This window comes from Psychrobacter sp. NPDC078409, from assembly GCF_050268505.1.
Taxonomy (GTDB): Bacteria; Pseudomonadota; Gammaproteobacteria; order Pseudomonadales; family Moraxellaceae; genus Psychrobacter.
In genome coordinates, this window is the sequence record NZ_JBNNGW010000001.1 from 355,079 (window position 1) to 381,503 (window position 26,425).

Consider the following 26,425-nt stretch of genomic DNA (forward strand, 5'->3'; position numbering starts at 1 on the left):
TTAACACTAAGCTTAGGCTGTTCTTAAGGCAGAGATATCATCTATAAAGTACGATTCTTTTGTAGCCGCTATACAGTCATTTTTCCATGATCACGTTTTTATAATTACTTTGTGATAGTCACTTTTTTATAGCTACTGTTTTTCTAGCGCTTTTCTTACTGGTGCAAAACTACGTCTATGCGTTGGCAAGACACCATATTTTTCGATTGCTTCCATGTGCGCGCGCGTCGGATATCCTTTGTGTTTGGCAATACTGTATTCCGGATATTGAGTATCTAGTGCATACATCGATTCATCACGACTTACTTTTGCCAATATACTGGCCGCTGCAATACTAGTATGACGCGCATCACCTTTTACCCACGCTTGACAATCAATTGCAAATGGCGCTACCTCTAAATTTTTAAAACTATCATAGTTCAAGTCAGGGCAACGATTCCCATCAAACAGTACTTCGATTTTTAATTGATTGAGCGATGTGTTTTTATCATTTCCAGTAGTCGAAAAGTTTTTAAAAATCACTTCTAGCAATGATTCAGTACATAAGCGCATACCAAGCATCGTTGCTTGCAATATATTCACCTGATCAATCACTGCTACCGGTATATCAGCGATGATATAACCGATAGCATGCTGCTGAACCAATGGATAAAGGATATCGCGCTTTCTTTCACTGAGTTGTTTGGAGTCTGTCAGTATCGACAATGGCGTGTCTTTAAGCGGCTGTTCTTCAATGAGCCCTGACCAAGTCGCAGGTAATATTGCCGCCGCCACATTGACGCTGCCTAGTAATGGGCCGCGCCCTGCTTCATCAACGCCGATTTGTAGTACTGACTGCTCTGTCTCTTGGTTATCATTAGACTGATATTGAGTAAGCAACTCAGCAGCATTCATTTGCCCATATAAACGTATGGGCGCTGCTAACTGAATATATTGTCCTTTGACATCGATATGCTCAATATTGATGTCAATTATTTGAGCTGAGCTTTCTGTATGTTGGTTGATATGCATAATATTAGAAGGTCTTTCTTGTTTAATTAGGATTGACGGTAACGGTATTTTGGATAAACCACTGTTCAATCACGCTGTTTGCAGGCTCATGGTTACTTTGCTGTTGTAGCGACTGCTTTGTCACTAGTAAGTCGTGTAATTGCTCGGCATAAGCGCGTGGTTGCAGCAATCGCATCACGGTACGGCAAATATTGTCACCGCTCGCCTGCTCTTGAATAAGCTCAGGTACAATCGGTGCATTAGCCAATATATTAGGCAATGCCACATATGGCACTTTTACCAGACGCTTGGCTATTTGATAAGTGAGCTGATTTAATTGATAGACCACTACCATCGGCCGTTCAAGCAGCATTGCCTCCAGCGTTGCTGTCCCAGATGCCAGCATCACGATATCTGATGCTGCCATGGCATGTTGGCTAAACTCTGGCTGGGTATCATCATAGACCACCACAATTGCTTCACGTAGCTGCTCTGAGCGTTGGTCGATCACTTCTTGCACGATATATTGATGGTTTTGATCCACCGTTGGAATGATGAAGCACAGCTTAGGATCTAATAGGATTAACTTTTGGATACCATCAAGCATCAATGGCAGAATAGCTGTAATTTCACCGCGCCTAGAGCCTGGCATCACACAAATAAGCTGACTTACATCATCAAACCGTTCGATGAAGAACTGCTGCAACCCATCGTTGTCCCAAACGAGCTCACTGCGACGTTGATTGATTGGTGTATCGATCAGGGTCTGATCAATGGTTCGTAATAATGGATGGCCCACACAGATCGCCGGATGGTTATGTCGCTCATAAACTGGCAATTCAAACGGAAATAGGCATAGCACCAAATTAGTCGCCGCTTTAATATTATGGATACGCGACTCGCGCCATGCCCAAATAGAAGGACTGACGTACTGCACACAGAACACGCCTTGGGGCTTTAGCTTTTTGGATACTCGCAAATTAAAATCAGGCGCATCAATACCGACGAACCAATCAATATTAGCAGCCTTAAATGCGCTCAATAGCTCGCGGCGCGCTTTGAGCAAATCGGGTAGCTGCGACATGACTTCTACTAGGCCCATCACTGCCAAACGCTCTAATGGAAAAATACTCTGTAGCCCTTGCGCTTGCATCTTTGTACCGCCTACGCCTACCCAGACAATATCATCACGTAGATTATTCATTTGCCGCATAAAATCTGCGCCTAAGCTGTCACCAGATACCTCACCTGCGACGATGCCTATCACTAGCGGCGTAGCATTTATATTTGCTACTTGAGAATCCGTCTCGGCTTGATGAATGAGGTCAGTATGGTGATGAGACGTAGCAGAATCTGTCATGACAAGCTCTCGATATTAGAAATACACAAAATAAAATAAACCGTTATTATAAAATATAACGTAATAAATCAGCGATACGACCTCACGGAGAATGTGCGTACTCATCCGTACTATTTTAATGCCACAGTTTGGGTCACCCATCACTAATGTTGCTATCATACTTGACGATGGTACAAATAGCGAAATTCACGCATAAAATCTGAGCGTTATGCACCAAAAACTCAATCAACTCTTATTGATAGATAGAAAAACCAAATGCTAAACGTGCATTTAGAACGACAAATATCATGCTAAGTCTCTATAAGTATAACTAAGTTTTAGTTTTCTCATTCCAGTTATCAGTCAATTAACTGCTCGACTACCCTTGTCAACCAACACTTTTGTCCGCATAATGAATGTTCCTATAAATCAGCTAGACGATATATAACCATGACAACATCAGTTACCCATAATGCAGATATTGACGACGTGAATATTGAAAAATTTATTCCTTTGATTACCCCCGCCGAGCTAAAAGCCGAGCTGCCTCTGTCAGACGACGCGTATAACACCGTACTAAAAGGTCGTAATACTATTCAAGATATCTTGGATGGTAAAGACAAGCGTTTGTTTGTGGTCATTGGCCCTTGCTCTATTCACGATATCAAAGCCGCTCACGAATATGCCGATCGTTTAGCCGTATTGGCAAAAGAAATCGAAGACAGTGTATTTGTGGTCATGCGTGTTTATTTTGAAAAACCTCGTACGACGGTTGGCTGGAAAGGCATGATCAACGACCCTGACATGAATGACAGTTTTGATATAGAAAAAGGCTTGCGCACGGCTCGTAAATTGCTACTTGATTTGAATGAAAAAGGTCTACCTTGCGCGACTGAAGCACTTGATCCAAATACACCGCAGTACATTCAGGATCTAATCAGCTGGTCAGCCATTGGTGCACGTACCACTGAGAGCCAAACGCATCGCGAAATGAGCTCTGGCCTATCATGCCCAGTTGGCTTTAAGAACGGTACCGATGGCGGTATGACGGTTGCTGTAAATGCCATGCAAGCGGTTAAAGAAGGTCATAGCTTCTTAGGTCTGTCGTCAGATGGTAAAGTCTCTATCATCAAATCTAAAGGTAACCCTTACGCGCACGTGGTACTTCGCGGTGGTAATGGCAAGCCTAACTATGATGAAACTGCGGTAGCCCAAGTTGAAAACGAGCTGGCAAAAGGCAAAACCAATAGCAAGATTATGATTGATTCAAGTCATGCTAACTCAGGTAAAGACCCTTACTTACAACCGATGGTTATCAAAAACGTTGCCGAACAAATTCAAAATGGCAATAAATCAATTATCGGTATGATGATTGAGAGTCACTTAAAAGGCGGCAATCAAAAATTGACTGCTGATTTAAGCCAGCTTGAGTATGGTAAGTCTATCACCGATGGTTGCCTAGATTGGGATAGCACCGTCACAGCATTACGTGACTTACGTGATATGGTAAAAGATGTACTACCAAATCGCTAATAGCTATCCACGATAATTTATCGTCGAGCAAACCATAAAAAGCCCCTTTTGCACTAATGCGAAAGGGGCTTTTTATTTATGAACATTCTATAAGAAATAATGTATTCTAAAACTCGATTAGCAATGACCATCAACGATACGTGTTTCATTAATTGGTCAGAGCTAACCCTGCTCTCAATTAACTATTTGCAGCATCTAGCACGCTCTCTAAGCTTTCGAGCACATGCTTAGATGAGACATTCTTTTGTAAATCTACCAGCTGCTCGTGCGCCATTTGACGGCGCGGCTCAGCCAACGTATTCCAGCGGGCTAGTACTTGCAGTAAGCGTGAGGCTAATACAGGATTGGCATCATCTAATTTTTGAATCACGCCTGTATACATCTCTAGACCTTCTGCCGTCCAGAGTACCGTCGGTTGTGAGCTAAAAGCGCTGATGACTGAACGGACACGGTTAGGGGTATTCCAATCAAAGTCCGTATGCGTCAGTAGCGACTTAACCATATCAGGCGTCACATCATCAGCCGCAGCTTGTACACTGAACCACAAATCGATAACCAGATCGTTTGATTGGAAACGCTCATAGAAGTCCGCTAAGTACTTATCTGCATCTACCAATTGGTGATTGACCATGGCCTTCAATGCACCAAAGCGCTCAGTCATACAGCTTGCATTGTCATACTGCTGCTGTGCCCAGTCTGCTGCATCGTCTACATTAGCAGTCAACGCCATATCAAGCACGACATTACGCAGCGCACGAATACCTCGAGCTTCAGCGCTATCCTCATAAGACTGCATTGGCAGGTTGTTGTACAGCTCAGCCCATTGGTCTTTTAATTTATCAGCAACTTGCTTGTATAGCCCATCGCGCTGCTCTTTAACCAGCATTGGATCGTAATCTTTAGAAATAGCAGAAGCCAACTCTTGCGCTGACGGAATATCAAGTAACCGTGCCGCTAGCATCGCATCATCAGCCGCTAAGACAGGCAGCGTCTGCGTCAATGCTTCTAGGTATACATCAGGGCTGCTCTTCGCACCTTGTCCTTGCAGCAAAATACGATTTACCAGCATTTGAGTAACCTGCCAGCGGTTAAACCCGTTGGTTTCATGCTTAAGCAAAAATGCTAAGTCTACATCTTGATAGTCATAATTAAGCTGTACTGGCGCGCTAAAGTCACGTAGTAATGACACAACAGGCTCGCTCGCAACATTCTCAAAGACAAACGTTTGCGTCGCCTCGTCAAGCAATAACATACGCTCAGCGACGATAGCGCCTGAGTCTTTATCAAACAATGCGGTTGCTACAGGTATCGGCAATGGTTTTGGTGCATCAAAGCCTTTGACATGGCGTGTCTGCTGATTCAAAGTGATGGTCAGCGTCTGTGCTGCGCTATCATAGGTTTGAGAACCCGATACCACTGGCGTACCAGGTTGACGATACCAATCAATAAAATTCTCGATTTTGTCATCAGTGATACTCAGTGCTGATAAAAAGTCCTCAACCGTTACCGCTTGTCCATCATAGCGACGGAAATACTCATCTGTTCCTTTACGGAAATCATCTGGCCCTAACGTATTGGCAATCATGCGCACAATTTCGGCGCCTTTCTCATAGACAGTCGTCGTATAAAAATTATTAATTTCAACAAAGCTCTCTGGACGTACTGGATGCGCTAATGGACCTGCGTCTTCGCTGAATTGATGTGCACGTAGGGTGGCTACGTCATCAATGCGCTGTACCGCACTTGACTGCTGATCTGCTGAAAATGACTGATCACGGTAAACGGTAAAGCCTTCTTTCAAGCACAACTGAAACCAATCACGGCAGGTAATACGGTTACCTGTCCAGTTATGAAAATACTCATGAGCAATAATGGCTTTTACGCTAAAACTGCGCGCATCGGTGGTCGTCTCAGGGCTAGATAACACACAAGCAGTGTTAAAAATATTCAAACCCTTATTTTCCATTGCACCCATATTGAATTGGCTGACCGCCACAATCATATAGCGATCTAGATCGTAGGCTAGTCCATAATTGACCTCATCCCACTTCATCGCATCTTTCAAAGCTTGCATACCGACATCGCATTTATCAATATCAGCAGACTTGGCATACAACTCAAGCAAGACTTCTCGACCTTCGCTGGTCGTATAAGAATCTGTCAATACATCTAAATCGGCAACCACACAGGCAAATAGATAGCTTGGCTTATTGGTTGGATCGTGCCAGATGGCGTAATGGCGGTCTGGCGCGTCGGCCACTTCACCTGCTTCGACTAAGTTACCATTGGCCAATAACGTCGGATAGCGCTTATCTGCTTCAAGTCGCGTGGTAAATATCGCCAACACATCAGGGCGATCCGGATAAAAAGTAATCTTACGGAAACCCTCTGGCTCGCACTGAGTCACAAACATCGTGTCGTCACCACTACCTGCCATATATAAACCTTCAAGCGCGGTGTTGGTCTGTGGGCAGATACGCACTTGAATGTCTAAAGTAGCTCGCTCAGGGGCATTATAAATCGTCAGCTTACCCGCTTCCTGCTGATAATCCTCAGTGCTCAGCGTCTTATCATTCATCGTAATCGTTAGCAGCTCTAATGACTCACCAAATAAAACAATATCCCCTGCCGTTTGGCGTACCATTTCAAGCTTACTGTCTACCTGCGCGTAGTCTTCAAACAGCTTAATATCTAAATGCACTGTCTCGACATCAAAACTTGGTTTGGTATAGTCTTTTAGATTAATCTTGCTTGGCGCATGGGGCGGCACATCTGGCATTTCAGGATTGATGATTTGTGCATCAGTTTCAGCAGTAGACATATGGTGTCCTATTATTATCGGTGGTTTGGTTATAAGGTAATTTTACTGAGGATGAGTAATATATGATTAATATCATTTCGCTATTTGCAAAAGGCACTAGTGTCAAGAAAGACTTTATCTTTAGGCTAACTAATCAGCTAAACACTTAATAAACTAAGCACATAGACAAGCTTTGCAATGATTAAGCTAACTTTTATACTAAATTGATTTTCTCATCAAGCTTATAGCTAGATTGACCTAAATCGCTAAATTTCAAGTATGTAAAGTAAGATATCGTCGGTTCAAGATGATTTAAATATGAAACATACGTTATCAATTGGATAATGTCGTTGAAAATGATTTAATAGTCATACTGATGACCAATCATTTAACTAATGGCCTATTATATGACAAAAAATACGGTGAAACGCGCAGACATAACCCTACCTTTGCTTATAGAGTATGTTGACGCGCTACTACCCTCATTGACGACTCAGACAGAACTGTCACCTGAGCATAACAAAAATAATAATGAAGCATTATGGGTAACACATAACAATGCAGATTTATTAGCACTACAAGCACAACTTGACGATACTACATCTACTAATGAGAACACTGAATCAAAGCTGAACGCAGTACACTTATCAACGCTATCAGATCTTGCTAAACAGCATGTACCTGATCGTTATGAGCTTGCTTGCTTTTGGCTACCCACCTTGTCAGAAGAGCTGACTCAACACTATGTGCCGCTACTGATGCGCTACCGTGACCTGTATGCCGCGCATTTGCTTATTGCATTAGATAGCTCTGTAGACCTAAAACCTTATGGCTTTACACCATTTGATATATTGAATGAGCCATCTCTAAACATTGATGACATTCAATCTATTACCTCGTCAAACGTCACTGCGACGCTTTGGCAATTTAATCTATATGACTACAAACAACTGCCAAATTGGCTCAATGCTGATTACTGGGCTAACCCTGAAAACTGGGGCAAGCACCGCTGGTAATACGCTTAATTTTATCTATCGTAATTTACAGTAAAAATACTTACATAAATTAACATTTAGTATATTATAGATAGAGATTGCCTAAGTTTTATCGGAAGCAGTTTAAAAAAACAAATTTAATTAAAATTTTAGGAGCTCGTCATGTCAATCAGTTTTTCTAAGATCGCTGTTCTTGCTGTGCTATCAAGCGCCGTTGCATTAACCACTGGTTGTGCTACCAAACGTTCTACCTCAGAAGTTGTCGTTGCCCCACTAGGTATCCCAGGTGGCCAAGTTGGCTACAATGGTGCGGTTATCGTTGATAACTCAAACGCTGTCATTACTGGCGCTGAGAATATCCAAGCAGTGGTCTACTTTGCCTTTGATAGCAGCGAAATTACTGCTCAATCAGCGAGCGTCCTTAACCAACACGTAAGCCTGCTAAATTCAAACCCAGCAGCGACTGTCGTTATCGCAGGTCACACTGATGAGCGCGGTAGCCGTGAATACAACATGGCACTAGGTGAGCGACGCGCACAAGCTGCACGCAACTACCTTGCTGCTCAAGGTGTCACTGCAAACAACATTCGTGTCATTAGCTATGGTGAAGAGCGCCCTGCAGCAGCTGGAAACACAGAAGACGCGTATGCACAAAACCGTCGTGCTGAGCTGTCTTACTAAATTGTGATTTAGCGTTACTTATAGCGTTTGATAGTTTAATGAAAGCCCAGTAATAATATATTGTTGGGCTTTTTGGATTTTTAGTAGGTTAATTAGACATTAATTATTTAGATAACACATAGTGTTTAAACTTACATATTCTTATATATTCAATTCTATAATAATCGTTTTTGATGACTATTAATATATGCCGACTCCCAACCTTACTCAGATACAGTACACGCAACTCGACACCACGACATGGTGTGTGACTGCCCAAGTGAGCGAGTCAGTGAGTCATTTAGTCACTGAAAGCTTATGGAGCAAGTCATTATGGTTTTCATCATGTAATACGTCGTATGAAAACATCATCAAGTTCAATAGCCTAAATTGGTACTATCAGGTGGCGACAGCACCTAGACACTCAGTACCTACTCTAGCGCGTAAACAACGTCAGCAGCAGCGGCAAGGCGTCAGGCAACTATTGCAAGAGCTGCTTAAGAAGTTAGCAATAGATGACACCTTGGATGAGTCAAGCTTTCCCTATCGGCTCGTTAATAGTCAGCATTACGTATGCTTTAGCCATACAGGAGCTGGTAGTTCAAAGCAAATTACAGAATCGAATCAGACAAGCTTTACGCATTTGCACAGCAAAATAGCGGTTGTTATCAGTCGTCAGCGTCCTGCTGGTATCGATATAGAGACCAATAATATTGCGTGGCATGTAGTCAAGCGTTTCTATTCAGAGAGCGAGTTGACCATTTTACAAGAGCTATCTACAGATCAACGAGAACGCACTGCCAAACTGTTATGGCAAATAAAAGAAAGCTTTATTAAAGTGAACCAATATACGTTAGCTCAAGGCTTAGGTATGGATTACTCTCACCTTATTCCTAGCTTAATCGAGAATGATAAAGAGATTAACTCTGTTTCTGTACTCAATGATAGTGAGGATACGGATTACCAATCTGTTTATAGTATTGCCGTATTACAATTCCAACAGACTGTCATCGTTTTTTGAGCAAAGTTTTCTAAGTAAAGTTCAAACCTAGTTTTTACCATATCTTTTAACACTTTATTTTAAACATAAAAAAACGACCCTAAAAAGGATCGTTTTTTTTGTTTTCTACTAATGACAGTATTTAAACTGTGATTAGATTAGAAACGGTAAGTTGCACCAACTTTGACGATTGGTAACCATTCTAACCAGTCTTTATCTTCTAGCTCTTGTTCAGCTAAATTAGCAACATCACCAGCAGTCAGACCAGAAGGTATATCAGTGACGCCGTTAGAAACTCTTACAACATTTTCTGGGTCAGTTGCATTTACTGTAGCATCTGTTTTGCCCATGTAAGCGGCACCAATTTCACCAAATAGACCGAAGTTGTTGGTGATGTTTGGACGGAAACCGATAGTAGCATAAGGAGCTAGCTTGTTACGATGCTCCATAGTACCTTGTAAAGTACCTACATCATCTGCGTTGTATGATACATCATTGATTTTGTAAGTACCGCCTTCAGAGTTAGCAGTTACATCAAAATCGTTGTCAGGAACGATGATACCAGCACCAACTGTGAACCAATTAGCCATAGGACGTACTTGTACGCCTAGGTACGGGTTGCTAAAGTCAGAGTCTACATCATAGTTCACGTCATTTGCATCAAAATCACCGCCGAAAAGGTCAGCTACATCGCCACCTGCCCAACCAGCTTGCAGTTCAGTTTTGTCATTGATTGACCAACCGATATTAGCACCATAACCTAGAGTACCAACTTCAGCGCTAACAGATGCTGGGTTAATAGCTGTTTGGAACAAAGTTTTAGTGCCACCAAGTACCGCACCAGTAGTGTTGCGTACTACACCAGCGTCAGCATTGTATGCATAAGCAGCAGGTTCTGCTTCATAGGCTACAGCAACTGGCTCAGCTTCATATGCAACTGCAGCGTTGTTATCAACAACGATAACTGGCTCAGCAGCTAATGCAGCAGTTGATGCTAGAACAGCAGCAGAGATTGCCGTCAATTTAATCAATTTCATAATTATTCTCCTAAAGTGTGAAATAAACCCGCCCATAAAAAACGATGATCGTGCTTTTTTTAAACCATCATTTTGTTGAGGTGATTAAAACAATTTTGACTTGAAAAGTCACCCCTACTGATGCTGTTTTTATTTGCCATTATGTAAAGATTGCATAGGTACTGTAATAATTGCTACACCAATCTGCAAAAATTCGCCTTTATGTTACATAACGTCCTTAAAGTAACCAAACAGCGTAAACATGAGACTTTACTCGCTTAATGTTTATGTAAGGGTATTGCAAAATATGTCCACATAATTATCTAAAATATCTTCCGACTCAATGACAGTTATATGGCTTAACCTTACAGAATAGTGTGCCTTGTGAGTTGACGTATCTATTGTTACTTATATAGAGAAATCTACGCCAACAAATAAAACGATATAAATGATCTCATATAACGCGACTAACGCTTGCCTCAAGCGAATATTATGCTAAATTAGTTGTTATAATAGATTTGTTATAGAACGTCATTAATGTCACCATTTGTCTTATTTATGAAATTCTTGTGATGCTGTCTGCTCTATTTCTTTACTCCTACTGAGTCATATATATGCCTAAAGTATCTTCGATTACCCGTGTCCTAGAAATCATCGAAGCAGTGTCCTATGCTTCAAAACCGCTTTCTCCACTCGAGCTCTCACAAGAGCTAGATATCCCTAAACCGACCATTCATAGATTGATTCAAAACTTGGTTGATGATGGTTTTTTGACTGTTGATATTGGTGGCGGTATTATCCCTGGTAAGCGCGTGCGCAACTTAAGCGTTGAGTTATGGCAACAACGACTGTTCTTTAACGAGCGACAGATGATTTTGCAAAAACTGGTTGATGAGCTAAAGGAAACTTGCGGTATTGGCATCCCCTATCATATGGATATGATCTATACCAACCGCGCTCAGACGACCTTGCCACTACAGATTTATCTTCCTGTTGGGGCAAAGTCACCTATGTGGTGTACAGCAACTGGCAAGCTATATCTAAGCCAACTATCTACAACTAGCCGTATGAAAATTCTACAAGGGTTGCCATTAGATAAGTTTACTAAGAATACGATTACTGATATCGATGCATTAAATGCCGAGCTTGATCGTATCGCTGATACTGGTATCGGCATTGATAATGAGGAGTTTATCTCTGAGATGGTGGCAGTGGCTGTACCTATCTTGGATAAAAAGCAACGCTATCTGGCTTCTCTCTATCTGCATGCGCCCACCATACGCGTCTCCTTAGATGATTTGCTGACGCACGTACCAAGACTGCAAGAAGCCGCACAAGACGTTCAGACGCTCGTCTATGATCTGCAGAGCTAATACTATCTATTAGCCATCAAAAAAGGTCTACGCTATGATTTTAGCGTAGACCTTTTTCTTTTTAGCAAATGCATTCTCTTAATTAATGCCATCTACTAGTGATACGAAAAATTCTTAATATTAGTATTTTTAAGAGTTGGCATGTCTAAAAATTGATATGTCTAAGAAGGTTACACCCAAAAGAGACACAGTTAAGAGAGTCATGTTTAAGACAATAATGAGACATCATGACGTCCGATAATACTAGAAAAGTCTTTATCACCATTCTCTACAGTATGTGAGGCATATAATTCTGTTGCTTTAGCACCCATTGGCGTGTCTACTTCAGTGTCTTGAGCAGTCTGCATCGCAAGGTTTAGATCTTTTTGCATCAATTTGCTCATAAAGCCACCTTGATAGCCATTGCTAGAAGGCACATTTTCCATGACTTTTGGATAAGGATTATAAACTTCTAGTGTCCAGTTACGCCCTGAGCTCTGTAGCATGATGTCTGATAGCACTTTGGGGTCTAAGCCGTTCTTGACTCCTAGATTAATCGCTTCTGCCGTCCCTGCCATCAGAATACCTAGCAGCATATTATTGCAAATTTTAGCGACTTGTCCTGCGCCATGCTCGCCAGCATGAAAGATGTTTTTTCCCATCACGGCAAGTATTGGCTCAGCCTTAGCAAAAGCATCATTATCGCCACCGACGATAAAGGTCAAACTACCAGCAACTGCCCCGCCTGTACCACCAGAGACTGGCGCATCTAAAAATCCTATCCCAAGCTTACTTGCCGACTCTGCTACTTTCCTTGCATCAGCCGCCGCAATCGTACTACTGTCAATCACAAGCGTACCTTTTGGCAGTTCTGCAAGTAACCCATTAGATCCGCTATCGCCTAAATATACAGAATGTACATGCTGGCCTGCAGGTAACATACTAATCACAACTTGAGCATTACTTGCAGCATCTTTAGGACTTTTTGCGACACTAGCCCCTGCTTGTGCTAGGCGCTGGGTTGCAACCTCAGACAAATCAAAGACAGATAGCGCGTAACCTGCCTTTAATAAGTTCTCTGCCATTGGCGCACCCATATTACCAAGCCCAATAAAAGCAATGTTTGGTTTAGAGTTATTATTATCCATCGTACTTATATCCTTTGTACCCATCTCATCACTCCTTGATGATTTATGATGTAGCAATAGCTACATACTATTTGACAGTATTTACTAGCGAGTATTGCTTACTAGTGAATGCTGCTATCTTATGTCTTAACATCATTCTTTAAAACTTTATGAAATCGCTGACAGTCTTACGTTATAAATTTCTTTTAGACAGTCAGCCGACGTATCGACTACCTAAGGCATCGTTACCCAGCCAATCGCCCAAAGGATGCTCACCTTTTGGATAAGGATTGCCAAAATGCTGATCGATATACGCCTGCCCTTCTACACTTAGACAGTCTGCCAATGAACGCGACCATTTGGGATTTCTATCTTTATCAATTAATAATGCCCGCACGCCTTCTTTAAAATCAGGATTGGCCGCGCAATGTACTGCGACATTGGTCTCTAAATACAGTACTTGTTCGATCGATAGGTCAGCGACTTTGTGATATAACGCATAGGTTAATGCAGCCGTGACTGGGCAGCCATGCCGATAGGTTGCAACTGCGCGCTGAGTCCAACTGTCTTCTGCAAAGTCTTGGTTTAGCTGGGCGAGCGCAGTATCGCTTTGTAGCAACGCATCGATATCAGCCAGACCGCCACTATTCATCAGTTGCTGAATAGGCTGCCAGTATGTTGCAAGCTTACTATCAGGTAGTTCGGCAATAGGTAGTTCAGCAAGTGCTCCGCTGACAATACTATGTGCGCTATTGCTATGGCACTTATCTGCACCGCTCGTGTTATCGACTGCCTGCCAGTCGCTCTGTTTAAGACGCTGTATGACGGCATCATAGTCATGGCTAGCAACGGCATACTCTGCCAGATTGGCCAATAGCGCATCGCTACCATTGCACATCGCGCCAGTTAGACCTAAAAACAAACCCGTCTTAGCAGGCATACGCTGCAAAAACCAACTGCCAGAAGCATCAGGGAACAGTCCAATAGTGACTTCAGGCATGGCAAAACGTGTGCGCTCAGTGACCAGACGATGACTACATCCTGCCATCAGTCCCATACCGCCGCCCATGATGATACCGTCACCCCAAAGTATCAGTGGTTTCGGATAAAAGTGCATTTGACGATAGAGACGATACTCGTGACTAAAAAACTCAGTAGCATACGGGTTTGGCATTGGTGCACTGGTAGACATGCTGTCATAGAGCTTACGAATATCGCCGCCCGCACAGAACGCTTTGTCGCCCGCACCTTTTAACACAAGCGCTACCACTTGCTCGTCCGCTTGCCAATGCTCTAACTGGGCTGAGAGCAATTGACACATATCAACGCTGAGTGCATTAAGCGATTTGGGTGTATTAAGTGTCATGATCCCAATCAAGTGCCCGCAATCTGTCGACTCAGTATTGAACAATACAGGTGCTTCTTGTGCTGCATTATTGACTGAAGTTTGGGAGTTAATATCATTCGTCGCTGCTGTCATAAAAGTGACCTACAAAATTAAATAATAAAAATGGCTCAAGCGTTTTGACCGCTGTTTATTTGTTTTGCCAATTGGGTTTACGCTTTTCTAAAAAGGCCTGTACCCCTTCGCGCTGATCTTTGGTATCAAACAACTTCACGAAAGCTTCACGCTCATGGATGAGGTTTTGCGCAGGTGGGGTGTCTCTAGCCGCTTGAATAAGTTGCTTGGAATAACTGACAGCAACGGGTGATTGCTTTGCGACTTTTTTTGCTAAGTCCTGAGCGATTTGCAGACCTTCACCTTTTGCCGCGACCTCTTCAACCAGACCGATACGCAATGCCGTATCTGCATCGACCCGCTCACCACACAGTATCATGCGCTTAGCCCAACCTTCCCCTACTAACATAGGTAGATTTTGCGTGCCGCCAGCACATGGCAATAATCCTACGCCTGTCTCTGGTAATGCCATCTGTGCGTGCGCTTCTGCGATACGGATATCACATGCGAGCGCACACTCAAGTCCGCCGCCCATCGCATAGCCATTGATGACAGCGATACTGACACCGCGATAGGCAGACAAAGCTTCAAACGCCTCACCAAATGCAATTGCCATGCTGATGGCGCGGCCTTTATCACCGTCTGAGAAATTGTTTAAATCTGCACCAGCTGAGAAGAATTTTTCGCCATCTCCATGCACGATTAATGCATAGACATTGTCATTAGCATTGAGGTCGGTGATGAGCTGCTTAAGCGCATGCAAACTGTCCATCGTCCATGTATGTGCCGGTGGGTTATTCAACGTCAACGTTGCGGTATGACCATCAATTGATAGCTGTAGATTGGTATAATCTGTCATAAAACATCCTTGTTTCAGTAAAACGAGATAAATTAGCGGAGCTGACTTAACCCTTCATCCTGTAAAACCTGACGTGAAATAATCACTCGCATGATTTCATTGGTGCCTTCTAAGATTTGATGGACACGTAAGTCTCGCACATGGCGCTCAAGTGGGTACTCGTTTAGATAACCATAACCACCGTGCAATTGCAGGGCTTCATTGGCAACATCGAAACAAAGATCCGTAGATAGACGTTTTGCCATTGCGCAGTAGGTAGACGCTTGCCCATCATTATTGTCGACTTTATCAGCTGCTAGATACAGCATTTGGCGCGCGGCAATGGTCTGAGTCAACATATCGGCAAGTTTAAACTGTACTGACTGTAAGCTCGCAATCGGGCTACCAAACTGGCTACGCTCTTGTACGTAACTGGTTGCGGTCTCCAACGCAGCTTGTGCCGTACCCACCGCACAAATACCGATATTAATACGACCACCATCTAGTCCTTTCATCGCGATACGAAAGCCTTGACCTTCCTCGCCTATTAAGTTCTCTACTGGGACTTTAACGTCTTTAAAACTAATCGTGCGTGTTGGCTGTGCTTTCCAGCCCATTTTGTGCTCGTTTTTGCCATATTCGATACCAACACTATTGGCATCTATTACGAACGCTGACACGCCTTTGGGCCCAGCGCCACCAGTACGTGCCATTACTACCAATACATCGGTTGAGCCTGCGCCAGAAATAAAGGTTTTTTCACCATTTAGTACGTAATGCTCGCCTTGCTTCTCCGCTTTGGTACGTAAGGAGGCTGCATCAGAGCCTGCATTTGGTTCTGTTAAGCAATAGCTACCAAGCCATTCACCACTGACCATATTGGGTAGATATTTTTTGCATAGCGTATCGCTGCCATATTCACCAATCATCCATGCGGCCATGTTATGAATACTCATATACGCTGCTACAGCCGTGTCGCCCCATGCAAGCTCTTCGAATACCATCGCTGAATCGAGTCTTGGTAAGCCCAAGCCGTCATATTCTGGATTGGTGTACAGTCCCAAAAAGCCAAGCTCACCAGATTTTTTAATAACATCTATTGGGAAGTGCGAGTTGCGATCCCATTCGGCAGCGTTTGGCTTTAGCTCTTTTTGTGCAAACTGACGAGCCGTTTGGCGAAAGGCGACTTGGTCATCAGTCAATGAAAAATCCATAGGGTCATCCTTGTTCTTATAGATCAAATAGAGGGCTTAAATCTCAGATAAACGTTAATAAAAGCGCTAGTAAAAATGTTGGTCAGAGATTTTATAAGACATTAGTGCGACATGATAGCGGCATAACGATAATAAAACTGCGTTTAATAGTATCGCAAGTCGCATTATTGTCATACCGAAAACACAAAATGTCATACTGAAAAAACAGTGAGCTGACGATTAAATTGAAATGGTCGTATTCACACCACGGCTTGCTTCATCATCAAACCAACGCGCAGTCACGGTCTTCGTCTGAGTATAGAATTGGACGGCTTGCTTGCCATAAGGACCTAGGTCACCGAGCTTGCTGCCACGTGACCCTGAGAAGGAGAACATAGGTAGTGGCACAGGGATTGGCAAGTTAATACCGATTTGACCAACTTGAATGTCTTGCTGGAATTTATGTGCAGCCGCCCCTGACTGAGTAAATATCGCTGTGCCATTGCCATGTGGGTTGGCATTCAGTAGTTCAATCGCTTCATCTAAGCTATTAGCACGCATAATACACAGTACTGGGCCAAAGATTTCTTGTTGATAAATTTGCATATCGCTTGTGACATTATCAAAGATCGTCGGGCCTACAAAGTTACCTTTCTCGAACCCTTCAACGGTAATGCCACGACCATCTAAAATCAAGCTCGCGCCTTCTTCCACCCCAGTTCCAATCAAATGCTCGACACGGTCCTTTGCAGCAGGCGAAATCAGTGGTCCCAAATCCTTGTCATTTTTGCCAGCTGAGACGACTAAGCTTTCTGCTTTTGCTTTAATCTCATCAATCCACTCACCAGCTGCGCCTACTAGTACGACGACCGATAGCGCCATACAGCGTTGACCAGCTGCACCAAATGCTGCGCCTGCTAACTGATTGAGCGTTTGTTCTTTGTTAGCATCAGGCAGGATAACGCCATGGTTTTTTGCGCCCATCATGCACTGTGCACGTTTACCTGATTGGCTGGCACGCTCATAGACATGTTTGCCTACATGAGTAGAACCGACGAAAGAAACCGCTTTAATATCTGGATGGTCGCAGATAGCATCGACGGTTGCTTTGCCACCATGTACGACGTTAAGAACGCCTTCTGGTACGCCAGCTTCAATCGCTAGCTCTACCAAACGCATAGTCACCATTGGATCTTGTTCAGAAGGTTTTAGGATGAATGTGTTGCCTGTAGCAATCGCCATTGGGAACATCCATAGCGGAATCATCGCTGGAAAGTTAAATGGTGTGATACCAGCGCAAACACCGAGTGGCTGCCAAATACTATAAGTATCGACACCTGACGCTACGTTTTCTACAAAGTCGCCGATTTGCAGATTGGCAATACCAGCGGCATGCTCTACTACTTCTAAACCGCGGAACACATCACCGCGTGCATCAGCAATCGTCTTGCCTTGCTCTGCGGTCAAGATTTCTGCCAACTCATCCATGTGATCGCGAATAAGAGATTGATACTTTAAAAAGATACGTGCACGCGTGGTAATTGGCGTTTTGCGCCATGTCTCAAACGCAGTCTGTGCAGCGGCGACAGCTTGGTTAATCTCATCATTGGTGGTTTGCGGAACTTTTGCGATGACTTCTTGCGTCGCTGGATCAGTGATATCAATCCATTCGTCGGTGTTAGATTGTACGAACTGACCATTGACGAGCTGTTGAACGTGGTGCATAAGATATCCTTATCTTTTTTGCGAGACTACCGTGTGACGGCACCTAGATATTTATTAGAAAAATAAAAGCGATGGGTATTTATCTATAAAACATTATTAAAAACTGAATTTTAAAATGATTTATTTTGTATCGTTATTGACTATAACAATAAACCATTTTTACGGTCAAGCGCTTTATCGAAATTATATCTAAGTTTATTTTAATAGCACGTGTTCCTATAAAAATTGCTTAAATAAAAAAAACGAAAAAGCCCATGATGACTCATGAGCTTTTTGAAGTTAACCTGACTTTCATACGCGATGAACAACATCACTATTTTTGTATAAGGTTAATTTATACCAATCAATAATCTTTCATCGCCTGCTTGATCGCATCGATAGCAGTTGGGTTATCAAGCGTTGACATATCTCCTGTCGGTTGGTTTTCCGCCAGAGCACGAATTGAGCGACGTAAGATTTTTCCAGAGCGAGTTTTTGGCAGTGCCTGCGGAAAGTAGATAGCGGCTGGTCGCGCAATACCGCCCAAAGATTTGACGACAGCGCCTATCACTTGCTGCTCGATACGGAAACGGTTTTCGGTGGTTTCAATTTGCGTCTGATCTTTTAGGACGCAGAACGCAATAGGTAGCTCACCTTTTAGCTCGTCTTGAATACCCACTACGGCACACTCTGCCATCTCTGGATGCGTACTGATTGCCTCTTCAATCTCTTGTGTGCCTATACGATGTCCTGCGACGTTAATCACATCATCGGTACGCCCTAAGATGTAGAAATAACCCTCTTCATCTGTCACTGCATAGTCCGAGGTTGAGTACTGCTGACCATCAAACAGACCAAAGTAGCTGCTGATAAAGCGCTCGTCGTTACGCCATACCGTGGTAAGACAGCCAGGCGGTAATGGTGCTTTAATTGCAAGCAATCCTTTTTCACCAGCCTGACAAGGATCGCCCGTTTCCTCATTGATGACATGCGCTTCATAGCCATACATCGGGTAACCAGGTGACCCTTGCTTGTGCGGCTTATGATTGAACTTTGGCGTATGGCTCAAGATTGGCCAACCAGATTCTGTTTGCCAATAGTGATCTAAAATTGGTACGCCTAGATGCTGAGTCAACCAACTAGCCGTTGATTCATCAAGCGGCTCGCCTGCGAGAAAGAACGACTTCACACTAGACACATCATAACGCGTCATCCAGCTTTCGTCTTGTTTTTTGAGCATACGCACACCTGTGGGTGCGGTGAATAAAATATTAACTTTGTTAGCTTCAACGATACGCCACCAGATACCTGGGTTTGGCATATGCGGTAAACCCTCATACATAATGCTGGTCATACCCGCCAGTAACGGCGCATAGATCGTATAAGAGTGTCCTACGGCCCAACCGATATCAGATATCGCCCAGAACGTCTCGCCAGCCTTGCCGTCATAGACATAGTCTATCGACGTCGTCAGCGCGACGGCATGACCACCTGTATCGCGTTGCACCCCTTTTGGTGTACCGGTCGTACCAGAAGTATAAAGCAAATAGGACGGGGTATTTGACTCAAGCCAAACGGGCTCCACGACTGCATTGGCCTCGCAGCTATGACGACGTTCAGTTGCATAATCGACATCGATCGCTTTGGTTTCAAATGGCAGTATACCGCGATTGACCACCAGCACATGCTCTGGTTTGACAGTCGCTTGTTCGACGCCTTGATTGACGAGATTTTTATAATTGACAACCTTACCACCGCGTAGCCCTGCATCTACCGTAATGACCATTTTGGCTTCGGCATCATCCATACGGATAGCCAAGTTATGGGCGGCAAACCCACCAAATACAACTGAATGGACGGCACCAATACGAGCACAAGCCAGCATGGCATAAGCCGCCTCTAATATCATCGGCATATAGATAATGACACGGTCACCCTTGCCAATACCGTGACGCTGTAGTACATCGGCAAAATAATTAACTTCTTTATATAAGTCATTATAAGTCAGGCGACGCTTGGTATAGTCTGTATAAAACTCGACGTTGTTGCCAAGATCTTTAAACGAATCAACGACCGCTGGAAAGGTTTCTATCAACTCTTGATTAATCTCTGATGACACCCACACAAAGGCATCTTGCTCTGCGCGGTCTGCCAAATGACGATCGACGCAGTTATAACAAAGATTGGTCTCACCGCCGACAAACCATTTGGCAAAAGGCAGATTACTGTCATCTATAATTTGCTCAGGCTCTTTATGCCAATAGATACGCTTCGCCTGCTCAGCCCAAAACTGCTCTCGATCCGTAATAGACTCATGATAAATATCAGCGAAGTTTGGCGTGTCTGTCGTTTGGGTAGAAACTGGGGATTGAGAATGGTCGCTCATAGTAGCTGTCCTTAGCATAAACGAGAAATGAGGCAATAGTATTTTATAGTTAAGGCACTCAATAAGTTATAACAGTATTCACCTCGTGCAACGTACTGTCTACGTGCAACTAGCTAATACCAACTCTAAAATGCTTCAACTATAAAAAACCTTGTCTTAATAAATACTGGTCATCCTTGCCAGAATTAAAAAACCGATACATATCGTATCGGTTTAAAATGTAGCAGAGCCTATCGGAAAGGTCAACTATTAAGCGTGTAATACGCGCTACATTTTGACGAATACAAATATTTGAACATTTAACTAATACTAATTAAATCTCAGTTTGATTGGCATACATTTCACGCATGACTTTTTTGTCATGTTTACCAACGGAGGTCTTCGGTAGCTCATCAACGAACTTGAACTGGCTTGGTACGCCATACTTAGGAATGATACCGCGCTCTACCGCTTTTTCTGCAATCGCTTTTATATCATCAGCACTGGTCTCCTTAGCATCAGGCTTTAATACCACCAAAGCCAATGGACGCTCACCCCATTGCTTATCACGTACGCCAATCACTGACACATCGGCTACGGATGGATGTAGTGATAAAATAGTCTCAATCTCTAGTGATGAAATCCACTCACCACCTGATTTGATCACATCTTTTAAGCGATCGGTGATTTTGATATAGCCATCAGGACGTATATAAGCGATATCCTGGGTATGCATATAGCCATTTTCCCACAGCTCTTTGCCAGCGTCGTCATTTTTGAGATAGCTTTGGGTCAACCAAGGCGCACGCAATACCAGCTCGCCTGTATTTTCTGGTCCTGTACCTACGGATTTGTTGCCCTCGCCCCATACTTGGGCATCGACCATTAATACTGGTTGACCTGTCATGCAGCGACGTTCAATATCCTCTTCTTCCGTCATTGCTGGCTCATCTAAGCTAAAGTGGGTCAAACTGATGAGCGGTGCAGTCTCTGACATGCCATAGCCTGTATAGACTTCGATACCTTGTGCCATTGCCGTCTTGGCTAGACCTTCTGTCAATCGTGAGCCACCAATAATCATTTTTAGACCATTAAAGCTAGCGTCGCGATCTTGCGCTTCTTTGAGTACCATTTGTAAAATTGTTGGTACACAATGGGTGATACTGACCTCTTCATTGACGATCAAATCCATCAACGTATCAGGCGCATAGCGACCTGGGTAGACTTGCTTTAGACCTACCATCGTTGCTGTAAACGGAAAACCCCATGCATGCACATGGAACATTGGCGTCATCGGCATATAGACATCACCATAGCTTACGCCTTGCTTATCAGGCAACATACCCAAAGTTGCCGCTTCTGCTAGGGTATGTAGCACTAGCTGACGATGGCTAAAGAAGACCCCTTTTGGATCACCTGTCGTGCCTGACGTATAAAAAGTCGTCGCGATAGTATTCTCATCAAAATCTGGGAAATCAAATTCACTATTGGCAGCTTCTAATAGCGCTTCATACTCGCCTGTGACACGGCTTTGGTTGCTACCAAAGATACCTTCAGCAGTGACACCGTTGTCATCAAGCCAGATAATATGCTCAATACTTGAATTCTCGAACTGATAGTCTTTAACCAATGGTGCAAACTCAGAATTGAGCATGAGCACTTTAGGCTTGGCATGGTTGATGGTATAGAGGATTTTTTCAGGAGATAAACGGATATTAACGGTCTGTAAAACGTACTCTGACATTGGTACGGCAAAATAAGACTCAAGATAGCGATGACTGTCCCAATCCATCACGGCAACCACATCACCTGCATCAAGCTTTAAGTCTGCCAATACATTGGCCAAACGATTGATACGCTCAAACAACTCTTTATAAGTCAGGCGCTTTTTGTCCGCATACACAATCTCTTGATCTTGCGATACCGTTTTTGCACGGCTTAATAATTGCTTGACCAGTAATGGATAATCGTAGGCAGATGGTGCACTGTGGTAAATGTTTGACATAGATCTGACTTCCTTGTTTGTCGTACTTATAAGGGGTAAATAACAATAATAATAACAATCAAGTTAATAGCAGCATAAAATTTCCTGCGCTAACCATTTTAATTTTTATAATAACATCGTTATTGATAGTAAGAAAAAAGCGGCGCTGTGTAAAGCGGTCTTACATTAAGTATCACAAGATGGCCGACCAGACCTATGCTACATAAGACAGCCAATCACTTTGCCCGTACTGTGGTTTTAATCATGCCAAAACTGGCTATCAATAACGCCAATACCTGCACAAACAATAACAACCATACGGTAAGAGACCACTGCCCTCGCGCATAAGCTATGCCACCCAGCCATGCCCCTAGCGTACCGCCTGTATAGTAGCCCATATAATATAGACCCGAAGCTAATGAGCGGCCTTTTTTCACATTGACCGCGATATAGCTGATGGTCGCTGACTGCGTAATAAATACACCAGACGACATAATAGCCAGTCCTATAATCACCCCCCATAACGGCGTGACCAGAGTCAATAACACCCCGACCATAGATACGACGATAGCCACCCGTACTGTACGCGCTGATCCAAATCGGCGTAGCAATGTCGTAGATAATGGCGTGATAATAACACCAAGCAAATATACTGCAAAAATATTGGCAAGCGCACCAGTACCAAGCTCATAAGGCTTATCTGCCAAATGTAAATTGATAAAAGTGAAACAGCCTACAAGGGAGAACAGCACGCAAGCGCCAAGCAGACATGCTGTTACCACATAGCGATTGGTGACATGCTCACCCAGCGTCTGTATCGCTGAGCGAAAATTAGGATTGGCCACAAAGTGACGAGACGATGGTAGCATCTTGCCGACCCATATTGCCCCCAGTAGCGTCATCGCGGTCATCACATAGTATCCATGACGCCAGCCAATCAGCTCATGTAAATGCCCTAACAAGAACCGACCCATAAAGCCGCCAAGCACACATCCTGACACATAAAAGGACATCAGCTCAGTCATTGCCCGGCCTTCAAACTCCTCACCGATATAGGCAATCGTCACCACCGTAATACCCGGTACAGACAATCCTTGCATGAAGCGCCAAATGCCGACCCATTCAATGCTTGAACTCTGGGCAATAAGCGCTGTTGGTATCGCCAAAAATAGTAAAGCGCCAACGATAAACGACTTGCGCCCGACTGCATCTGAGAGCATGCCTAGAAATGGTGACATAATGGCAATGGCTAACACAGTAGCACCAACGATCATGCCAGCCTGTACTTCGGTCGCAGCAAAGTCCACCATCATGACTGGTAGCACCGCCTGAATAGAATACACTTGCAAAAAAGCAAACATACCTATTAGGCCAATTGTGAGCTTCAATATCCACGACGTTGAATGATTGGAGGTGACTGGTGGCACAGCTGTTATATCTTGGATCTGATCTTTAGAATTATTCACAGGGGATCTGACTATATTGGTTATACCATGACTGCAAATAATAACCGTCACTGGCGTGGATGATAGAGAGGAATAACGGTGATTTTGCTTATGCTAAATGTATAAACAAAAGCACCGTTATTAAACGATAAATGCTCATCATAATGACAAGCAAATTATGGTAGCACATTCACTAATATACTCAGGTTTAAAAGTGTTATTGCCTCTTAATAGATTCTTTATTCGGGCTAGAGATTATCGTAGAAAAACTTGACTAGGATCCGTACTTTAACTTGAGACGGTGAAGACAGTTCTAGACTCACGAGGTCAATATCAACGTTACGTTTATTGCACATACAGGATAGTATGGTTAGATGCTCTTGACGCACTTGTTAAGTACTTAACTGCTTTAACGATTGATAACAGTGACAATTAACAATCACTACCTGTGTCTATTTTTTCTAACCTAGAGACGTGCACGACCACACAACCTTTTAAAACACAATTTACTATGATGAAAAATATGGTACTTTTAAAACTTATTATCGCTATGGTCTCATTGATTTTTTCTACAATGGCTGTAGCAGAAATAACTGTGTTCGAAACTAGCGTTAAAAGTCTCAACCCAGTTGGATCATCACTCGACGCTACAAACTCACTAGCGGCAGTAGATTGTATAAAGGATGACACTATCACTGCTACTGAGCTCACAAGAACACGGGATAATGGTCCGTTTTCTGTCAGTACCAAGCATGTGAGTCGCCAATCTGCCAATGGCTTCGGTGGCGGTACCATACACTATCCAACGGATGCTGCTAACTGTGGTCTGCTAGGTGGTATCGCGGTAGTGCCAGGTTACGTGTCGTATGAGTCTTCTATCAAATGGTGGGGACCGCGTTTGGCCTCTTGGGGATTTGTCGTTATTACTATTAATACTAGCTCCATTTACGATAACCCAGATAGCCGTGCTGAGCAATTGAGCGCGGCTCTCGATCACCTTATCGCTGATGAAAAAGTGGGTCATATGATCGATCCACATCGTTTGGGCGCGATTGGTTGGTCAATGGGCGGCGGCGGTGCGCTACGATTGGCAACTGAGCGCAGTACGGTGCAAGCCATCATTGCACAAACGCCCTATCACGATACGAGCTATAGTGCGATGGATACGCCTACTCTATTCATCGCTTGTGAAAATGACCGTATCGCCCCGAATAAAAAATATACCAATACCTTTTATCAAAAAGCTGACGGTCCAAAAATGAAGGTCGAGATTAACAATGGCAGTCATTTCTGTGCCAGTCATCGTTTTAACGAGAAACTATTAAGTAAGCCTGCTATCGCATGGATGCAGCGTTATATTAACGGTGATACCCGTTTCGATAAATTCTTATGTGGCAATGAAAACTACATAGATGATCCTCGTATCTCAGCCTATGATTACGAAGACTGTTTATAAGCTATTTTCAACCTAGTTACGAAAGGGAGAACAGCTTTCATTGCTGATGATGACATTTGAATAACAACTCTTTTTTATTTTTACACATTTACATTGCTTCTATCTTTTTTCTTACAGACATTACTGCCATAAAAATTAATAATCATATAGTCAATCTTCTATAAATTGGATACGGTGTCAGGCCTGCTTAGTCTACAACTTGTAGTACTTTCACTCGCTTTCCTTGTATCCAAATTATATTGGACCGACTGTAGGGTGCTACAAACAAGTAAAATGATTGAATAAATGAACGATTAAGGAGCAATGTTGATGACTGATGAAATATATGATTTAGGTGCAGGATTTTGGAGTATTCGAGGATCATTTATCAAAAACGGTATCCTTGATATCGGTGTCCAATGTGCACTCATAAGACTATCATCAGAGCGATTTATCTTTTTAGATAGCTATACATTAACTGGTGATGTGCGTCAGCAAGTCATGGCATTGACCAATGATGGTCAAAATGTCGAAGCCGTCCTCAATGTTCATCCGTTTCATACAGTACACTGTGCTCAAATGGCAGAAGATTTTCCGCAAGCAATATTCTATGGGAGTAGCCGACATCCAGAGCAGGTACCTGAAGTCAATTGGGCAAATGATTTGGTCGAAAGCGATGCCGTTGCTGTGCGCTACCCTGAACTCAAATTCTCTATACCTCAAGGTATTCATTACATCTCACCTGACGAGACAGTTCATGCCAGCTCATTATTGGTCTATCATCCTGCCAGCCAAAGCATTTATGTCGATGATACCTTTGAGATACCCCCTTCCAAGTTAATAAATGCCGTGCAGCCTAACCTAGGCTTACACCCTACTACCAAAAAAGCGCTCAAAGATGAGCCAAATGCAGCTAAGCATTATTGTGATTGGGCAGTAGAGCTGGCACACGAGTGGCGTGATGTCCGTCATTTTTGCGGTGCGCACTCAGGATTGGTTATATTTGATGAAGGTCAATTTGAATCAGCACTTATATCAGCGATTGATCTGGCTCGCCCTGAGCTTGAAAAAGTATAAAAGCATGAACCTATAGAAAACATACTATTAAAACAACTCTAAAGACAAAGCTTACAGTGAAAAATTAGCTTTGTTTTATTTACATATTTTATTTAATTAACTAGACGAGGAAA

The 26,425-nt window shown here is 43.2% G+C and carries 19 protein-coding genes; 7 read left to right on the forward strand and 12 right to left on the reverse strand.

All coding sequences use genetic code 11. The features are described 5' to 3' along the window. Positions 1-132: 132 nt before the first annotated feature. Both ACQKC9_RS01290 and lpxB read right to left on the reverse strand, forming a co-directional pair. Entirely contained in the window at positions 133-1,011 is an 879-nt protein-coding gene (locus ACQKC9_RS01290) for a ribonuclease HII (protein WP_427620202.1), read from the reverse strand. A 22-nt stretch (positions 1,012-1,033) separates the two neighbouring features. Beyond that, complete coding sequence (gene lpxB / locus ACQKC9_RS01295; RefSeq protein WP_427620203.1) at positions 1,034-2,350, reverse strand: lipid-A-disaccharide synthase; 1,317 nt, start codon at positions 2,348-2,350, stop codon at positions 1,034-1,036. A 429-nt stretch (positions 2,351-2,779) separates the two neighbouring features. Here lpxB and ACQKC9_RS01300 point away from each other — a divergent pair, with 429 nt between their 5' ends. Further along, positions 2,780-3,862: a 3-deoxy-7-phosphoheptulonate synthase gene (locus ACQKC9_RS01300; RefSeq protein ID WP_102078467.1), complete on the forward strand. Its 1,083-nt coding sequence runs from the start codon at positions 2,780-2,782 to the stop codon at positions 3,860-3,862. Positions 3,863-4,040: 178 nt separating this feature from the next. On the opposite strand, the gene pepN is transcribed toward ACQKC9_RS01300, so the two are convergent. Continuing rightward, positions 4,041-6,641, reverse strand: a complete 2,601-nt coding sequence (pepN, locus tag ACQKC9_RS01305) for an aminopeptidase N (RefSeq protein ID WP_427620458.1) — start codon at positions 6,639-6,641, stop codon at positions 4,041-4,043. Between the two features lie 428 nt (positions 6,642-7,069). On the opposite strand from pepN, the gene ACQKC9_RS01310 reads away from it, so the two are divergent. The 3 genes from ACQKC9_RS01310 to ACQKC9_RS01320 all read left to right on the forward strand — a co-directional run bounded on the left by ACQKC9_RS01310 (position 7,070) and on the right by ACQKC9_RS01320 (position 9,338). Further along, positions 7,070-7,678, forward strand: a complete 609-nt coding sequence (locus ACQKC9_RS01310; protein ID WP_427620204.1) for a DUF6231 family protein — start codon at positions 7,070-7,072, stop codon at positions 7,676-7,678. Positions 7,679-7,819: 141 nt separating this feature from the next. Further along, positions 7,820-8,338 (forward strand): peptidoglycan-associated lipoprotein Pal, encoded by a 519-nt coding sequence (gene pal / locus ACQKC9_RS01315; RefSeq protein WP_057760480.1) that lies wholly within the window; start codon positions 7,820-7,822, stop codon positions 8,336-8,338. Between the two features lie 187 nt (positions 8,339-8,525). Beyond that, positions 8,526-9,338: a 4'-phosphopantetheinyl transferase family protein gene (locus tag ACQKC9_RS01320; protein ID WP_427620205.1), complete on the forward strand. Its 813-nt coding sequence runs from the start codon at positions 8,526-8,528 to the stop codon at positions 9,336-9,338. Positions 9,339-9,475: 137 nt separating this feature from the next. On the opposite strand, the gene ACQKC9_RS01325 is transcribed toward ACQKC9_RS01320, so the two are convergent. Continuing rightward, positions 9,476-10,354 (reverse strand): hypothetical protein, encoded by an 879-nt coding sequence (locus ACQKC9_RS01325; protein WP_427620206.1) that lies wholly within the window; start codon positions 10,352-10,354, stop codon positions 9,476-9,478. Between the two features lie 593 nt (positions 10,355-10,947). Between ACQKC9_RS01325 and ACQKC9_RS01330 the strand changes: the two genes are divergently transcribed. After that, entirely contained in the window at positions 10,948-11,706 is a 759-nt protein-coding gene (locus ACQKC9_RS01330; protein ID WP_347163149.1) for an IclR family transcriptional regulator, read from the forward strand. A 206-nt stretch (positions 11,707-11,912) separates the two neighbouring features. On the opposite strand, the gene mmsB is transcribed toward ACQKC9_RS01330, so the two are convergent. From mmsB to ACQKC9_RS01370, 8 genes are all read right to left on the reverse strand, one after another. Continuing rightward, a complete protein-coding gene (mmsB, locus tag ACQKC9_RS01335; RefSeq protein ID WP_427620207.1) occupies positions 11,913-12,833 on the reverse strand; it encodes a 3-hydroxyisobutyrate dehydrogenase in 921 nt (306 codons plus the stop codon). Positions 12,834-13,026: 193 nt separating this feature from the next. Next, positions 13,027-14,292: an enoyl-CoA hydratase/isomerase family protein gene (locus ACQKC9_RS01340; protein WP_427620208.1), complete on the reverse strand. Its 1,266-nt coding sequence runs from the start codon at positions 14,290-14,292 to the stop codon at positions 13,027-13,029. A 55-nt stretch (positions 14,293-14,347) separates the two neighbouring features. Then, positions 14,348-15,130 (reverse strand): enoyl-CoA hydratase, encoded by a 783-nt coding sequence (locus ACQKC9_RS01345; RefSeq protein WP_427620209.1) that lies wholly within the window; start codon positions 15,128-15,130, stop codon positions 14,348-14,350. A 32-nt stretch (positions 15,131-15,162) separates the two neighbouring features. Continuing rightward, positions 15,163-16,323 (reverse strand): acyl-CoA dehydrogenase family protein, encoded by a 1,161-nt coding sequence (locus ACQKC9_RS01350; RefSeq protein WP_427620210.1) that lies wholly within the window; start codon positions 16,321-16,323, stop codon positions 15,163-15,165. 219 nt (positions 16,324-16,542) lie between these two features. After that, positions 16,543-18,027: a CoA-acylating methylmalonate-semialdehyde dehydrogenase gene (locus ACQKC9_RS01355; RefSeq protein ID WP_427620211.1), complete on the reverse strand. Its 1,485-nt coding sequence runs from the start codon at positions 18,025-18,027 to the stop codon at positions 16,543-16,545. 343 nt (positions 18,028-18,370) lie between these two features. Next, positions 18,371-20,392, reverse strand: coding sequence for a propionate--CoA ligase (locus ACQKC9_RS01360; RefSeq protein WP_427620212.1), 2,022 nt, complete (start codon positions 20,390-20,392; stop codon positions 18,371-18,373). 313 nt (positions 20,393-20,705) lie between these two features. After that, positions 20,706-22,376: a fatty acid--CoA ligase gene (locus ACQKC9_RS01365; protein WP_427620213.1), complete on the reverse strand. Its 1,671-nt coding sequence runs from the start codon at positions 22,374-22,376 to the stop codon at positions 20,706-20,708. A gap of 215 nt (positions 22,377-22,591) precedes the next feature. Next, entirely contained in the window at positions 22,592-23,782 is a 1,191-nt protein-coding gene (locus tag ACQKC9_RS01370; RefSeq protein WP_201568044.1) for an MFS transporter, read from the reverse strand. Positions 23,783-24,323: 541 nt separating this feature from the next. On the opposite strand from ACQKC9_RS01370, the gene ACQKC9_RS01375 reads away from it, so the two are divergent. Both ACQKC9_RS01375 and ACQKC9_RS01380 read left to right on the forward strand, forming a co-directional pair. Beyond that, positions 24,324-25,256 (forward strand): dienelactone hydrolase family protein, encoded by a 933-nt coding sequence (locus tag ACQKC9_RS01375; protein ID WP_427620214.1) that lies wholly within the window; start codon positions 24,324-24,326, stop codon positions 25,254-25,256. A gap of 309 nt (positions 25,257-25,565) precedes the next feature. Continuing rightward, complete coding sequence (locus ACQKC9_RS01380; protein WP_427620215.1) at positions 25,566-26,312, forward strand: hypothetical protein; 747 nt, start codon at positions 25,566-25,568, stop codon at positions 26,310-26,312. Positions 26,313-26,425 lie beyond the last annotated feature (113 nt).